11 protein-coding genes and 1 tRNA gene are annotated in these 14,188 nt (G+C 69.5%); 4 read left to right on the top strand and 8 right to left on the bottom strand.

Annotated elements, in window-relative coordinates; translation table 11 throughout:
- Positions 1 to 67: 67 nt before the first annotated feature.
- The 3 genes from JOF46_RS00500 to JOF46_RS00490 are packed head-to-tail and all read right to left on the bottom strand — an operon-like array spanning position 68 to position 5,919.
- Positions 68 to 4,936 (bottom strand): ATP-dependent helicase, encoded by a 4,869-nt coding sequence (locus JOF46_RS00500; RefSeq protein ID WP_209905526.1) that lies wholly within the window; start codon positions 4,934 to 4,936, stop codon positions 68 to 70.
- Between the two features lie 55 nt (positions 4,937 to 4,991).
- On the bottom strand, positions 4,992 to 5,468 hold the full coding sequence (locus tag JOF46_RS00495; protein ID WP_209905525.1) for a hypothetical protein: 477 nt from the start codon (positions 5,466 to 5,468) through the stop codon (positions 4,992 to 4,994).
- On the bottom strand, positions 5,461 to 5,919 hold the full coding sequence (locus JOF46_RS00490; protein ID WP_209905524.1) for a 23S rRNA (pseudouridine(1915)-N(3))-methyltransferase RlmH: 459 nt from the start codon (positions 5,917 to 5,919) through the stop codon (positions 5,461 to 5,463). The genes JOF46_RS00495 and JOF46_RS00490 overlap by 8 nt, the downstream gene beginning before the upstream one ends.
- Before the next feature lie 100 nt (positions 5,920 to 6,019).
- Here JOF46_RS00490 and JOF46_RS00485 point away from each other — a divergent pair, with 100 nt between their 5' ends.
- Positions 6,020 to 6,724, top strand: coding sequence for a phosphatase PAP2 family protein (locus tag JOF46_RS00485; RefSeq protein WP_209905523.1), 705 nt, complete (start codon positions 6,020 to 6,022; stop codon positions 6,722 to 6,724).
- Positions 6,725 to 6,815: 91 nt separating this feature from the next.
- Complete coding sequence (locus JOF46_RS00480; RefSeq protein WP_209905522.1) at positions 6,816 to 7,589, top strand: SDR family oxidoreductase; 774 nt, start codon at positions 6,816 to 6,818, stop codon at positions 7,587 to 7,589.
- Between the two features lie 137 nt (positions 7,590 to 7,726).
- On the opposite strand, the gene JOF46_RS00475 is transcribed toward JOF46_RS00480, so the two are convergent.
- Together JOF46_RS00475 and JOF46_RS00470 are read right to left on the bottom strand one after the other, a co-directional pair.
- Positions 7,727 to 8,626 carry a diacylglycerol kinase catalytic domain-containing protein gene (locus tag JOF46_RS00475; protein WP_209905521.1) on the bottom strand — a complete coding sequence of 300 codons (900 nt, stop codon included), beginning with the start codon at positions 8,624 to 8,626 and terminating at the stop codon, positions 7,727 to 7,729.
- An 8-nt stretch (positions 8,627 to 8,634) separates the two neighbouring features.
- Positions 8,635 to 9,654 carry an SPFH domain-containing protein gene (locus JOF46_RS00470; RefSeq protein WP_209905520.1) on the bottom strand — a complete coding sequence of 340 codons (1,020 nt, stop codon included), beginning with the start codon at positions 9,652 to 9,654 and terminating at the stop codon, positions 8,635 to 8,637.
- A 111-nt stretch (positions 9,655 to 9,765) separates the two neighbouring features.
- Here JOF46_RS00470 and JOF46_RS00465 point away from each other — a divergent pair, with 111 nt between their 5' ends.
- The gene (locus JOF46_RS00465) at positions 9,766 to 10,500 is read left to right on the top strand and encodes an NUDIX hydrolase (RefSeq protein WP_209905519.1); all 735 of its coding nucleotides are present in this window, start codon (positions 9,766 to 9,768) and stop codon (positions 10,498 to 10,500) included.
- 261 nt (positions 10,501 to 10,761) lie between these two features.
- On the opposite strand, the gene JOF46_RS00460 is transcribed toward JOF46_RS00465, so the two are convergent.
- Positions 10,762 to 10,852 (bottom strand) — tRNA-Ser (locus JOF46_RS00460).
- A gap of 70 nt (positions 10,853 to 10,922) precedes the next feature.
- Here JOF46_RS00460 and JOF46_RS00455 point away from each other — a divergent pair.
- Entirely contained in the window at positions 10,923 to 12,161 is a 1,239-nt protein-coding gene (locus tag JOF46_RS00455) for a DNA glycosylase AlkZ-like family protein (RefSeq protein WP_209905518.1), read from the top strand.
- Between the two features lie 15 nt (positions 12,162 to 12,176).
- Here JOF46_RS00455 and tadA read toward each other — a convergent pair whose 3' ends face one another.
- The gene (tadA, locus tag JOF46_RS00450; protein ID WP_342592321.1) at positions 12,177 to 12,665 is read right to left on the bottom strand and encodes a tRNA adenosine(34) deaminase TadA; all 489 of its coding nucleotides are present in this window, start codon (positions 12,663 to 12,665) and stop codon (positions 12,177 to 12,179) included.
- A gap of 80 nt (positions 12,666 to 12,745) precedes the next feature.
- Complete coding sequence (locus JOF46_RS00445; RefSeq protein ID WP_245347951.1) at positions 12,746 to 14,155, bottom strand: FAD-binding oxidoreductase; 1,410 nt, start codon at positions 14,153 to 14,155, stop codon at positions 12,746 to 12,748.
- Positions 14,156 to 14,188: the final 33 nt, after the last annotated feature.

Here is a 14,188-nt window from a genome sequence, read left to right as displayed (position 1 = left end):
TTCAGGTGACCCTAGTCACCTAGCCTAGCCGGTGCCGGGCACCGGCGGGCGAAAATGACCCAAATTCCTAGCTCCTAAACCGCAGTCCACTAGGGGTCGAATAGAACCCGGCGCGGCGCAGCGCCGCCCCGAGCGGCGAGTCGTTGACGGGGGAGCCGTTGACCTTCTCGATTCCCAGCTTCACCGTCCCGGCCCGGCGCAGCACCGCCACCAGTTCCACGGCCACCGCATCGAGCACTTCCGTTGCGGCACCGGAGGATTCGGTGTCCGGGGCCAGCGCGCCAAAGCCCAGCACCGTCTTGCCGCCGCGTTCCACATACAGGGCCAGGGCCCCGTCCAGCAGCACCACCAGGGCCCCGGCCTTGCGCCCGGGCCGGTGCCCGCCGGCGGACTCGGGCCAGCCCAGCGCCGCCCCGTACGGGTTGGCCGGGTCGGTGGCGGCCAGCCCCAGGGCGGTGGGCAATTGCCCGTGCCCCGGCTCCCGTACCAGGGTGCGCAGCCGGTCGATGGTCGCGGAGGTGGAGAACTGGGCGGCGCCCAACCGCTCGACGAAGTAGCCGCGGCGGGTGTGCCCGGCCTCCTCGAGCCTCCCGAGCACCCTGTAGAGCTGCCCGAAGCCCCCGGGCACCGCCTCGGCGGCGACCGAGCCGCGGGTCACCACCCCGTAGCGCTCCAGCAGGAACTCCGCGGCCGCGTGCGCCCGGATGGTGGGGTCGTTCAGCGGCGCCGGCAGCGCCGCCCAGCGCCCGGTGGCCGACTCCGGTAGCGGGCGGCGTCCGGCCAGCTCGACGGGGCCCCCGGGGTTCGAAGCGCGCAGCATGGCCATGCGCCCCAGCCGGGCGGTGCGCGCCCGGGGGGCCGGAGCGGGAAGGCGGTGCGCGCTCTTGCCCCCGGAGACCAGCTGGCGGATCGGTGCCAGCGTGTCCGGGGAGACGGCCGAGGCCCAGAACAGTTCCCACAGGGCCTCGAGCACCGCGGTGCCCGCGGGCTCCGGACCCGGTTCGCCCGGGTCGCGGGCCAGCAACCCGGCCAGCTGCGGCACGAAGTAGGCGCCGGAGGAACCCAGCACCGCATGCAGCCGGGCGGCCAGCGGACCCAGCTCGGAGGTGTCGGGCAGCGGCAGGCTCAGCGGCGCGTTTTCGGCCGTGTGCAGGGCGATCCAGCCGTCGGTCCCGGCCAGCGCCCCGGCCCCGGAGACCAGCACCTCCCCGGCGCTCATGAGCTCGTCGAGCATCCATGGCTGGTAGTCCCGCACGCGGGCCGGCAGCACGTAGGACTCCAGCGCGGAGGCGGGGACAGGCACCCCGGCCAGCTGCTCCACCACGGCCAGCACACCGTCGATGCCGCGCAGCCCCGCACCGATGCCCTGCCAACCGGGCAGGAAGCGGGCGAAGGTCTGTTGGTCCACGGGCTCGACCTCGGCGCGCAACGCCGCCAGCGACCGGGTGCGGATCATCCGCAGCACCGACGCATCGCAATACTCGGTGGCGCTCGCCCCGGCCGCCGGGAGCCCGGAAAGCATTTCGGCGGGCCGGAACGCCCCGGCCATCACCCGCGAATCGGCCACCAGGCGTTCGAGCACCGAGAGCACCACCGCGACGCCCAGGCCCAGCGCGGCCGCGACGTCGCCCGCGGTGAACGGGCCGTGGGTGCGGGCGAAACGGGAGACCAAATCGCCCACCGGGTCGGCGACGGGTTCGATGAAGGCCAGCGGCACCCCGTGCGGCAGCGGCACCCCGAGCCCGTCGCGCAGCCGCGGGGCATCCTCGATGGCAGCGAACACCTCCCGGCCGCCCAGTCGCACGGCGAGCGCCCGGTTGGCGTGCACCAGCGCGGCCAGGTGCCCGGCCGCGGCCTGAAGGGCATCGGCCTCGGTTTCGTCCCCGGATTCGGGGCGCAGCCTGGCCGCCACGGCCTCGGCGTCCAGCGGGCCGAGCATCCGCAGCAAATCGGCGGCGCCCTCGAGCCCCGCCAGCTTGCGGTCCTCGGCGGTGCGCTGCAGCTGCTCCTGCGTGCGGGTGATGACCTGGGCGTCGAGCAGCTCGCGCAGCTCCGTGCGGCCCAGCAGCTCGTTGAGCAGCGCCGGGTCCAGGGACAGGGCCGCGGCGCGGCGTTCGGCCAGCGGCGAGTCGCCCTCGTAGAGGAACTGGGCGACATAGCCGAAGAGCAGGGACTGGGCGAAGGGGGATGGCGTGCGGGTGGCGACCTCGCGCACCGCGATGGCGCGGGAGGTGATGCCGGCCAGCAGGGACTTGAGTGCGGGCAGGTCGTAGACGTCGTTGAGGCACTCGCGCACGGTTTCCAGGATGATCGGGAAGTCCGGGTACTTCCGGGCCACGTCCAGCAGCTGCTTGCTGCGTTGGCGCTGCTGCCACAGCGGGGTGCGCTTGGACGGGTCGGTGCGCGGCAGCAGCAGGGCCCGGGCCGCGCATTCGCGGAAGCGCGAGGCGAACAGGGCGGAGTTGCCCACCTGCGCGGTGACCAGGTCCTCGATCTCCTCGGGCTCGAAGGCGAACAGCTCGGCCCCGGGAGGCTCGTCGTCCATCGCCGGGACGCGCAGCACGATCCCGTCGTCCGCGGCCATCGCGGACCCGTCCAGCCCGTAGCGTTCGTGCAGCCGCGCCCCGACTGCAAGCGCCCAGGGCGCGTGGACCGGCAGCCCGAAGGGCGAATGCAGGATGACCCGCCAGTCCCCGAGCTCGTCCACGAAGCGTTCGATGAGCAGGGTCTTGTCGCTGGGCACCACGGAGGTGGCCTGGGCCTGCGCGCCGAGGTAGTTGCGCAGGTTCCCGGCGGCGAAGGCATCCAGGCCGATGCCCTCCAGCTCCGTGCGGGCCGCCTCCTCGGTGGCGTTGGCCAGCCGGGCGGTGAAGGCGCCCAGCGCGGCGCCGAGTTCCACGGGCCGCCCCTGGGTGTCGCCCTTCCAGAAGGGCAGCTTGCCCGGCTGTCCGAACGCGGGGGAGACCAGCACCCGGTCGTGGGTGATGTCCTCGATCTTCCAGCTGGTGGCCCCGAGGGCAAAGACGTCACCGACCCGGGATTCATAGACCATTTCCTCGTCGAGCTCCCCGACCCGGCGCCCGCCCTTGGCCCCGGAATCCTCCGCCCCGGCCAGGTACACGCCGAAGAGCCCGCGGTCCGGGATGGTCCCGCCGCTGATGACCGCCAGGCGCTGGGCGCCGGGCCGGCCGGTGAGCACCCCGGCATCCCGGTCCCAGACCAGGCGCGGGCGCAGCTGCGCGAACTCGTCCGAGGGGTACTTGCCGGCCAGCATTTCAAGGGTCGCGGTGAACGCGGCGCGCGGCAGCGAGGCGTAGGGGGCCGAACGCCGCACGGTCTCGAACCAGGCCTCCACGCCCAGGTCCTGAAGCGCGCAGGCGGCCAGGGTCTGCTGCGCCAGGACGTCCAGCGGGTTGGCCGGGATGTGCAGCTTCTCGATCTTCCCCTCGCGCATCCGCGAGACGGTCAGTGCGGTGGACAGCAGGTCGGCCCGGTGCTTGGGGAAGAAGGCGCCGATGGAGGTTTCCCCGACCTGGTGCCCGGCCCGGCCCACGCGCTGCAGGCCCGAGGCGACCGAGGGCGGGGATTCGACCTGGATCACCAGGTCCACCAGGCCCATGTCGATGCCCAGTTCCAGGGAGCTGGTGGCGACCACGGCGCGCAGCACCCCGGTCTTGAGGTCGTCCTCGATGTTGGCCCGGGTCTCCTTGGACACCGAACCGTGGTGGGCGCGGGCCAGCGGCGCCACGGCCCCGTCCCCGGGATCGGGGGTGCTGGTGGCGGTGGTTCCGGCCTGGGCCATCATGGCCGCGGGCATCCCGGTTCCCGGCTGCACCCGGGCCATGGGCGTCCCGGCCGTCATCTCCGCGCCGGTGGAACCGATCCCGTTGGGGGCGAAGCCTGCCCCGGAGGCGGTCCCGGTGAGGCGGGTTTCGTGGATCTCGTTGAGGCGCCCGGTCAGCCGCTCGGCCAGCCGGCGGGAGTTGGCAAAGACGATGGTGGAGCGGTTCGCCTCGATCAGATCGACGATCTGCTCCTCGACGTGCGGCCAGATGCTGGCCTGCGGGGCCAGCCCGGAACCCGGTCCCAGGTCGTGGGCGGCAGCGGCGGCGGGCAGGTCGGTCATGTCCTCGACCGGTACCCGCACGCTCAGTTCCCAGGTCTTGGTGATGGCCGGGGCGATGATGCTCACCGGGGCGGTGCCGCCCAGGAAGCGGGCCACCTCGTCGCGCGGCTCGACGGTGGCCGAGAGCCCGATGCGCTGGGCGGGGGACGGCAGCAGGACGTCCAGGCGTTCCAGGGACAGGGCCAAGTGGGCGCCGCGCTTGGTCCCGGCCACCGCGTGCACCTCGTCGATGATCACGGTGTGCACGCCAACCAGGGACTCGCGGGCCCGGGAGGTGAGCATCAGGTAGAGGGATTCGGGGGTGGTGATCAGGATGTCCGGCGGGTTGGTCACCAGCTTGCGGCGCTCGTTGGCAGGGGTGTCCCCGGAGCGCACGCCCACCGACACCTGCGGGACCGCCAGGCCCAGGTGCGCGGCGGTGGCCTTGATGCCCACCAGCGGGGCGCGCAGGTTCCGCTCCACGTCAACGCCCAGGGCCTTGAGCGGGGAAATGTAGAGCACCTTGGTGCCGCCGGGCGTTACCGTCTTTTTGTCCGTGGCCCCGGGCGAACCCGCGGTTTCCAGGCCCGGCAGCGCCGGGTCCAGGATCTCGGTGGCGGTGCGGGCGAACGAGTCCAGCGCCCAGAGGAACGCCGAGAGCGTCTTGCCGGAACCGGTGGGTGCAACGACCAGGGCATGTTGGCCGGTGGAGATCGCGTCCCAGGCCCCGATCTGGGCGGGGGTCGGCGCGGCAAAGGCTCCCTCGAACCAGGCGCGCGTCGCGGGGGTGAACCGCTCAAGGACGTGCGCCGCCTCAACATTCTTAGCCATCGATCCCAGCGTAAACGTTCGAGGCGTCAATTCGGGTTCGGCCGCGGGAACACCGTCAGGCGGCACCGATACGGCGGGCGGCGCGCACGGTGTGCCCGAGGCCCAGCCCGGCCAGCAAGGCCAGCAGCGCGGCGCCCGCGAGCGCGGGTACGGCCATTGACAGCCGCAGCGGTCCCGAGTCCGGGAACACGTCGTGCAGCAGCAGGGTCCAGATCAAGGCGGGGATGATCCCGGAGGCCAGCGACAGCAGCGACATCAGGGCGATGGCCGTTCGCGACCCGGTCGTGAAGCCGACCAGCACCGCCAGGGCCGCGCAGATGAACCATGGAGCCAACGGAAATGCCAGCGCCACCCACAGCCCTTCCTCATCCAGTTCCCACCATGGTGCCCCGGCCATGGACGGGTCCACCACGCAGATCAGCAGGAGCATGGAAGCCGCACAGGCCACCGGCACATACCACCACAGTCGATTCACCACCGGCTGCAGGTTCTCCCTGGCGGGCCGAGTGGTGCCGTATGGCGCGTCAGACATGGTGGTACTTCCCGCCTCCGGAGATTTCCTGGGCGCGGTAGAGCTGCTCGGTGAGGATCAGCCGCACCAATTGGTGCGGGAAGACCAGCTTGGACAGGCTCCAGGTGAAATCCGCCCGTTCGTGCACCGACGCGTCAACGCCGTAGGCGCCGCCGATCACCACGGTGATGTTCCGCGAGGTGTCGAAGGGCCGCTGCAGGGTCGTGGCCAGCGCGGGGGAATCGATGTTCTTGCCGCGCTCGTCCAGCAGCACCAGGAAGTCCCTCGCCTCGACCTTGGCCAGGATCCGTTCGGATTCCTCGGTGCGGGCCGCATCCCCCTCGCGCGAGGAGTGGGGGAGCAGCTGCCATTTGATGTCGAAGGGCTTTTTCATGCGCTTTTCGTAGCGTTCGATGCCCTCGGTCACCCAGGATTCGTGTTTCTTGCCGATGGCCAGCACGCGGATTGTCATGCTTCCATCTTCCCGCATGGCTGCCCGCCCCTCGGGCATGCGCGAAGGCCGGGTGCCCCCCCTCGAACCAAGCCAAGGTGTGAACGCTAGGCTGGCTTACATGAATTCACCGCGCCGTCCCGGCAAGAGCGGGCAACGCGCCGGTTCGATCATGGTCTTTGTCCTTGCCCTCGTGTTGGGTCTTTTTGCGGTGGCACGCCGCCTCTGGGTTTCGGTCCGGGTTGGGGGAGTCCCCGATGCCTGGGACATCCCGGTGCTCGAATGGATGGTGGGCCACCGGAGCCCGGCCGCCACGGCGGTCGCCTGGTGCTTCACCATCGCGGGGGACACCCTGGGCATGAGCATCATTTCGCTGTGCCTCATCGCCCTGTTCTCCTGGCGCACCAGAAGCGCGTGGCCCGGTGCGCTGGTCGCGGCGACGGCAGCCGGCTCGGTGGCGCTGACGATCGTGTTGAAGAGCACCCTGGGCCGGGCCCGGCCGCCGCTGGCGGAAGCCTTGCCGCCGGTTCCGGCCTCATTCTCCTTCCCCAGCGGGCACACGCTCAATGCCGTCGCGATCCTGTCCGTCGTTGGCTACCTGGCGTTCCTGGTCCTGCGGACGCGGCTTGCCCGCATCCTGGCGCTGTGTGCGCTGGGGTGCTTTGCCCTCGGCGTGGGCTGGAGCCGGATCTACCTGGGCCACCACTGGCTCAGCGACGTGGCCGGAGGGCTGCTCATTGGCGGCTGCTGGGCCACGGTGGTGATCGCGCTGCACCACTTCGTGGTTCTCAAGAACCGGCGCCGGCACAGGTGGCTGAACGTTTAGGCGCTTCCCGCAAGTATCAACCCGGGCTGCGGAGGCCAATGCCTGCCGATTCCCTCGAACCAACCGGTGTATCAGGCGTACGCTGAATTGCATGAAGGTGATCGTTCTCGGCGGCAACGGAAACATGGGCAAGCGGGTCGTGCACCTGCTGCAGGAAGCCGGCCACGAGGCGGTGTCGGCCGGCCGGAGAACCGGGGTCGACGCCTACACGGGGTTTGGCCTGGCGGCGGCGATGCGCGGCGCCGACGCGGTCGTGGACTGCCTGAACGTGATCACCACCAATGCCGAAACCGCCACTGATTTCTATGAAACCACGGCCAGGAACATCATCCGCACCGCCGAGCAGGAACAAGTCAAGCACTTGGTGTGTGTCTCGATCATCAATGCCCGCAAGCCCGAGGTCAACAAGCACATGGGCTACTACCGCGGCAAGGCGGCACAGGAGGCGCGTTACCAAAACGCGAAGGTTCCCACGACGATCGTGCGCTCCACCCAATGGTTCGAGCAGGCCGAAACCATGATCGAACAACTCACGATCGGCCCGGTTGCGGTGGTGCCCCACATGGACAGCCAACCGGTGGCTGCCGACGCCGTGGCCAGGCTGGTGCTCTCCGCGGTCGAAGCGGGAAAGAACGCACCGGCCGGCCTCGAGCTGGCCGGGCCCGAACCGCGGAATATGGCGAGCCTGGCGCGCCTGGTCTCCCGGAACAACGCGGCCTCCCGCAACGGCGGGCCGCACGCCACGGTCATTGGCGTCCCGGTTCCGGGAGTGAAGGTGATGAACGGCGGGCTGTTGCCGTCGGCGGCGGTCCCCCGGGATTCCACGACCTTTGAGACGTGGTTGGCCGGGGGCCGAAAGGCCTGAACCGGAACGAACGCCGGTCGTAAACGCCCCAGCCGCGCGCGGCCGCCCGGAGGCCCAGCAAGAGTTCCGCGCCGTGGAGGCATTTGCTGTCCCCGGGGCTGGAGTTGTCGACGTTTCCGTTGCCTCCGGCGACGGCGCTACGCCAGCCGCAGTGGCCGGCGGCCCAGTTCGACGCTGATTTCCTGCCCCCACGAGGCGGTCAGTCGGTCCTGCTCCATACCGTCGCCAAACACCACCAGTTGGTCCGACGCCACGGTGAGGCGAAGCGGTTCGTCCGCCTCCAGCACGCCTTCGGTCAGGGACGTGCCGGTGACTGGGGAGGGCCAGGCTTCGCGGACAAACCAGGCCAGGCGCCGGTCCGTGGGGGCCGGCAGGGTGCGACCGCCGCGGTCCTGCGCGATGGAGGCGCACCATCCGGTGGCGCCCGTCCCGGTGGAAACGATGAGACCGGACGACGACTGATGCTCGGTTCGGCCGTTGGATGTCGTGAGCCGGTAGCGGGCCGACTGGTGGGCCCGGTGCCCGATGAAAATCTCGTTGAGTCCCGACAGTTCCTGTCCGTCGTCGAGCCTGGCCCTCACCATGGACAGTTCCCGGCAGGGCAACGGCAGCGGGCCTCCGTTGCCCGGGGCGAGGCCCCGCAGCAACCGTGCGGCATCCGCGGCGGTGTGCCGGACCAGTACGCCCGGATTCATTCCCGGTTCCGGGTCGATCCCGATGACAGGCTGGCCGGCGAGGTACTTGGCCGCATTGGCCACGAGCCCGTCCTGGCCCACCACGGCGATGATGTCCTCGGCCGCGAACATGAACCTGTTCAGGTCCTCCCGTTCCACCTCAGCGAGGCGCCAGTCGGGCTGGACCGCGGCGCGGACCGTTGCCAGGGCCGCGCCGAGCAGCTCGTGGCGTTCCTGGACGGCGGCCATGGTTCGGCCGCGGGTGCGGAGAAAGAACTCAGCCTGGCCCACGGTGGCGTGCCGGTCCAGCAATTGGGCCAGTTCGGTGCGCCGATGGACGATGACGAGGCGAGGTGTTGCCATGGCCGGGCCTACTTTCCGTCTGCGGCCGAGGCGCCCGGTTCCCGGAACAACCCGGCCAGGGCCCCGCTGAGCAGGTCCGGGGTGACCGTCAGGTTCCCGATGTTCGGCAGCGATCCGGCGGCCTCGCGGAAGGCCACTGCCAGCAAGGTGGACTGGTCCATGCCCCGGTAGACCTCCATGGCGGCGGCTTCCCGTGCCGCTTCCGCCTCGCCCACCAGACGGACGTGGTTGGCCTCGGCGGTGGCGCCGATGCCCCGGCGTTCGGCTTCCGCATTGGCTTGGATGAGGCCGGCAGCGGCCTGCTCCTCGGCCTCGCGCCTGGCGTTGGCCCCCTCCTGGGCCACGAGGCTTTCGCGCCGGGAGGCCAGCTCGATCTTGCTGGCCATCTCGTTCTCCGAGATCGTCCGCTCGCGTTCGACCGCGACCGCCCGGCGTTCGTAAACGGCCCGGTCGGCCTCGGCCTGCAGGTGTTCGCGGACCGGTGTCTGCAGGGCCCGTTCGACCTCTGACTCCGGACGGACGGCGAGGACCTGCACGCCGAGGATCTCGATGCCGGTGGACGCCAGCCGGGCGTCCGTGCCGAGGGCCTCGGTGAGGATCTGGCGCAGCTCGCTGACCCCGCGTTCCAGCGACTGGGCGAGCGTGGTGGTGGCGATGTGGTCGATCGCGTGGCTCTGGCAGAGCTGGCCGATGATGGTGGCCACCTGCTCCTTGCCGCCGGACGTTGCCGGGCCTGCCTGCTGGAGGCCGAAGTCGAGCCGGCTGGCCACGGAAACCGGGTCCACGAAGCGGTAGGTGACGTTGGCCTGGACGCTGACGTCCTGGTGGTCGCGGGTGATGGCGTGGAAGAGCGTGGGCAGTTCCTGGTCGTCGACGGGGACCTCGCTCAGCACGGATGCCGCCGGCCGGAACCAGAATGCCTGGCCCACACCCCGGTGCCTGATGGCACCCTTTTGCAGGTGGACGACGTAACCGGTGGGGCTGCCCAGGAAGTGGCTGATCCAGGGGTAGTTCTTGATGGTGGCCATGATGGGGTCGCTCCTCAACCTTTGCAACTTATCGTCTGATTGACGATAAGAAAAGCATAGGGAGCTTTCGTGTTTATTGTCAAGGTGACGATAAGTATTTATGATGGGTGCATGGCCGATTTCCCTTCCGCGCTCCAGCGCTTCCCGGTGACGGTGGACATCGTCGCCCTCACCGTCCGCGACGATGTCCTGAACGTCCTGCTCATCACGCGCCTCATCGAGCCGTTCCGCGGCCGGCTCGCGCTGCCGGGAGGATTCGTGCTGGCCGGAGAGGGCCTGGGGGAGGCCGCGATCCGCGAACTGGCGGAGGAAACCGGGGTCGAGCAGGTGCCGGGGCACCTGGAGCAGCTGCAGAGCTATGGGCCGCAGGGGCGCGACCCGCGAGGGGATGTGCTCACCGTGGCCCACCTGCTGCTTGCGCCCGACTTTCCCGTCTTGTCTGCCGGGAGCGACGCCGAGCAGGCTGCCTGGTGCCCGGTCGGCGATGTCCTGGCGGGGGAAAGGCATCTGGCGTTCGACCATGCCCGCATCCTGGTCGACGCAGTGGAGCGGGCAAGGTCAAAACTCGAGTACTCGCCGCTGGGGGCGGCTTTTTGCGGGGAGGAGTTCACCATCGCGCAGCTGCGGGCCGTGTATGAAGCGGTATGGGGCACCCGCCTGGATCCCCGGAACTTCCACCGCAAGGCCACGGGAAACCCCGGTTTCCTTGAGGACACGGGGCGGATGACCACGGGCGACGCGGGCCGCCCCGCAGCGCTCTTCCGGCTCGCGGCGGAAGCCCGTTCCGCGGCTGGCGAACCGGTCCGGGCGGTGCTCAATCCACCGCTGATGCGGCCGCATTCCTGACGCCGCCTTGCAAGCAGGCGTGCCCGTGCGACTTTCCTGGATGCCGGAAAGGCGTGCCCTGCGCAATGCACGGGCGCAAGGGGGAATCTTTCGCGGTTCGCGTCTGCGGCAATGCCGACCGCGGCTGCAGGGGAAGTGCAAGGGCTTGCATGACGGCGCGCCTCAGGGGCGCGAGCCCGAAGCGGGGCCCCGGCAGCTGGTTCCCGGGCATGAAAAAGGCCTCAGATCCCTTTGTTCATAAGGGATCTGAGGCCTTCAATCTGGCGGAGACGGAGGGATTTGAACCCTCGGTACGGGGTTACCGTACACAACATTTCGAGTGTTGCACCTTCGGCCGCTCGGACACGTCTCCAGACCTGAATACTCTATCGGAAGAATGGTCCACAGCAAAAACGTGGGATCCATGAAGGCACAATGTACCCATGACGACGCTGAATGAAATGACGCAGATCCCGCCGGAGAACCTGGACCCGCAGTTGCTTCGTGCCTGGTCCTGGCACCGCCAGGGCCTTGACGGTTCGCTGGCATCCAAGGGAGCGGCAGAGATCCTGGACCGGGTGGGCTGGGCTCGGTCGATCGGCGGGGCCAACATCTACCTGACGCTTTTCTCCCGGACCGGCATGCCCCGGGCCGATGTCGACGCGGCCGCCGCCTCCCGGGAAATCCATGAGCTGCCGACTGCCCGGGGCTGCACCTACGTGTTGCCGGCCGCGGACTACGCCTGGGGGCTGCAACTGGGCCACGCCTCGGCCGAGGCCTCCGTGAAGGTGCTCGAACGCCTGGGCGTGAAGCGGGCGGAAATCGAGGCATTGGCGCAAGACATCCTGCAGGTCCTGCGCGACGCCCGGGGAACCGCAGAGGAAGCACTGGACCCGCAGGGCCTCAAGAAGGTCCTGGGGGACAGGGTCCGCAACATGGGCGAGGAAGGCAAGAAGAAGGGTGCCTCCACCACATTGCCGGCCGCGCTCGGGCTGCTGCAGGCGGACGGACGGATCCGCCGGGTGCCGGTGAACGGCCGGCTGGACCAGCAGCGCTACTCCTATGTGGCCTGGGAGCTGGATGGCAGCGGGGAAGACGACGAAGCAGTCAGGGCGCGCATGCTCGAGCGGTTCCTTGGCTGGACCGGAGGCGCCACTCTGGGTCAGGTCCGCTGGTTCACGGCATTCACCGTGGCCCAGTCCAAGAAGGCGTTGGCGGCAGCCGGGGCCGTTCAGGTTCCCACCGCTGCGGGCGAGGTGCTGTGGATGCTGCCGCATGACGTGAACGAGCTGGCCGGATTCGAGGCTCCCGCGGGTGAAGACATCCAGCTGCTCTCGGGCTCCGACTCGTTGGTGCTGTTGCGCCGGAACTCGGCCGACCTGTTCGATGAAGCCGGGGCCAAGGCCGTGGAGGGGATGAGCGGCTCGGCGCTGGCCGCCGACCTCTCGGACCATCCGATCCTGGATCGCGGGCGCATCATCGGGCTGTGGCAGTACGACCCGGAAAACGCCCGGGTCGCCTGGTGGACGTTCGAGCCGGCGAGCGCCGCCGTGCTTGCACGCATCGCGCTCACTGGGGAGTGGATCACCGGGGACCTCGGCGATTTCAGGTCGTTTTCCCTGGATTCGCCGAAGTCGAGGGCCAAGAACATTGCCAGGCTCGACGCGCTGCGCGCCGGGTAGGGCGGCGGGTGCGGATCAGTCGCGGCGCCGGGCGCGGAAGAAATCGCTGAGCAGCGCGGCGCATTCTTCCTCGCGGACCCCTGGGTAGACCTCGACCCAGTGGTTCAGCCGCGGTTCGCGAAGGATGTCGAACACCGAACCGACGGCACCGGCCTTCTCGTCCCAGGCGCCGAAGACGACTTTCGGGATGCGCGCGAGCACGATGGCCCCGGCGCACATGGCGCAGGGCTCGAGGGTGACCACCAGGGTGCAGTCCTCCAGCCTCCACCCGTCCCCGCGCCCGGCATCACGCAGGGCCTGGGCCGCGGCGCGGATGGCCACGAGCTCCGCATGGGCCGTGGGGTCCCCGTGCGCCTCGCGCTCGTTGCGGCCGGTGGACAGCACCTTTGAATCGGGGCCGATGACGACCGCGCCGATGGGAACGTCGCCGGTGGCCAAGGCCGCCTTGGCCTCGGCGAGGGCCAGGTCCATGAGGTCGCGGTGGCTGGGTTGTTCGGGAATCACCCGGCCAAGTCTAGTTCCGGTGTAGGCGCCCTCGATGCCGTCTGCACCGGAATGCGGCAACCAGCTGCCGGCGGGTGCGGCTATCCGGTGCTCGGCAGGACGATGTTGTGGTTCAGGCGAAGCCTGTTGTGAGGGTCGTAGCGGCGTTTGAGCGTCGTGAGTTTGGCGAGCTTTTCGGCCCCGTAGAGGCCGAGTAGATCGAAGCCACCGGGCACGTGTTCATCGCTGCTTGAGAAATTCACGTACTCCCCGCCGTGAGTGAAGGGTTGCATCTCATGGTGGAAGCCGCGGATGAAGGCAATGTGGTGGTCGTCGAGTTCCTTGCCGTTCCAGAAGCCGTAGATGTTCAGCCAGAACGGGGAGCTTCGGTCTTCGAATGCCGTTGCTTCCGGGCGGATTCGTCCCATGGCACCGCCCATGACGTGGATGTCGAAGCCCATGCCCGGCCAGTCGAGTTGCCGCGCTCGGGCAGTGAACACATTGATGGCCTCGTCCGAGAGGTCGTCCAGTGCAGTGTTCTTCCAGTAGGCGCGCACGCCCTTGGGGAACATCTCGTCCACCACGGACTGCCAGTCGGGCCATGAAACGGGGGAGATGTCCTGTTCGTCGGTGGGCGCATTTGCGAGGAATTCCTCCACGCAAGCGGCGCCGGTCGCATGGTCCGGATCCGCCCAGAGGAATCCGACGATGAGCACGCTGCTGGTGCCCAGCTCCCACTCGGGCGGCGGCACCATGGCCGTGACGATGACCGTCATCTGGTCCGGGAGCCTGGAGGACCAGTCACGCACGGCGTGCAGGGCATGCTTCCACTGTTCGGGGCGGTAGATCAGGTTCCCGGCGTAGAGGGTTTCCGGCAGCGGGTGGGCCTTGAACGTGAACTCGGTGACGACCCCGAAGTTTCCGCCCCCGCCGGTGAGACCCCAGAGCAGGTCGGGGTTGGTGGTGGCGTCGGTGTGGATCACCTCGCCCTCCGGGGTGACAAGGTCCGCCGCCAAGAGGCTGTCAACGGTCAGTCCGAGGGGCCGGGTGAGCCAGCCGAAGCCACCGCCGAGACACAGTCCGGCCACGCCGGTTTTCGAGACGACGCCGACGGGGACCGCCAGCCCGTGGGTGCTGGTCGCGCGGTCGAGTTCACCCAGGAGCGCGCCTCCGCCGACCCTCACCCGTTGCTCCGCGGCATCCACGTGCACGGTGTTCAGGGCGCGCATGTCCAGCACCAAGCCGTGCTCGACGGTGCCGAACCCCGCCACGTTGTGCCCGCCGGATCGAACCGCCAACGGCAATCCATGCTCCCGGGCGAAGGCCAGCGCGAGAGACACGTCGGCAACGTCGGCGGCGCGAACCACCAACAGGGGGTGCCTGTCGATCATGGCGTTCCAAACGGTGCGGCTCTCTGCGTATTCGGGATCGGCGGCGGTGAAGAGCATTCCGTGCAGTGACGCCGACAGCGACCGTAACGCGGATGCCGGAAGCGGGTGGGTGATTTCCATGGTGCCAGCTTCATGTTTCTCCGGGCCGCAGGC

Origin of the sequence: Paeniglutamicibacter psychrophenolicus (assembly GCF_017876575.1) — a bacterium.
Lineage (GTDB): Bacteria > Actinomycetota > Actinomycetes > Actinomycetales > Micrococcaceae > Paeniglutamicibacter > Paeniglutamicibacter psychrophenolicus.
This window is presented reverse-complemented; position numbering and strand designations above follow the sequence as displayed.

Coding starts and splice junctions, on each gene's coding strand:
- JOF46_RS00485 (WP_209905523.1), top strand. CDS start 6,020: ATGAATTCACCGCGCCGTCCCGGCAAGAGCGGGCAACGCGCCGGTTCG.
- JOF46_RS00495 (WP_209905525.1), bottom strand. CDS start 5,468: ATGTCTGACGCGCCATACGGCACCACTCGGCCCGCCAGGGAGAACCTG.
- JOF46_RS00480 (WP_209905522.1), top strand. CDS start 6,816: ATGAAGGTGATCGTTCTCGGCGGCAACGGAAACATGGGCAAGCGGGTC.
- JOF46_RS00465 (WP_209905519.1), top strand. CDS start 9,766: ATGGCCGATTTCCCTTCCGCGCTCCAGCGCTTCCCGGTGACGGTGGAC.
- JOF46_RS00500 (WP_209905526.1), bottom strand. CDS start 4,936: ATGGCTAAGAATGTTGAGGCGGCGCACGTCCTTGAGCGGTTCACCCCC.
- JOF46_RS00470 (WP_209905520.1), bottom strand. CDS start 9,654: ATGGCCACCATCAAGAACTACCCCTGGATCAGCCACTTCCTGGGCAGC.
- JOF46_RS00445 (WP_245347951.1), bottom strand. CDS start 14,155: ATGGAAATCACCCACCCGCTTCCGGCATCCGCGTTACGGTCGCTGTCG.
- JOF46_RS00455 (WP_209905518.1), top strand. CDS start 10,923: ATGACGACGCTGAATGAAATGACGCAGATCCCGCCGGAGAACCTGGAC.
- JOF46_RS00475 (WP_209905521.1), bottom strand. CDS start 8,626: ATGGCAACACCTCGCCTCGTCATCGTCCATCGGCGCACCGAACTGGCC.
- JOF46_RS00490 (WP_209905524.1), bottom strand. CDS start 5,919: ATGACAATCCGCGTGCTGGCCATCGGCAAGAAACACGAATCCTGGGTG.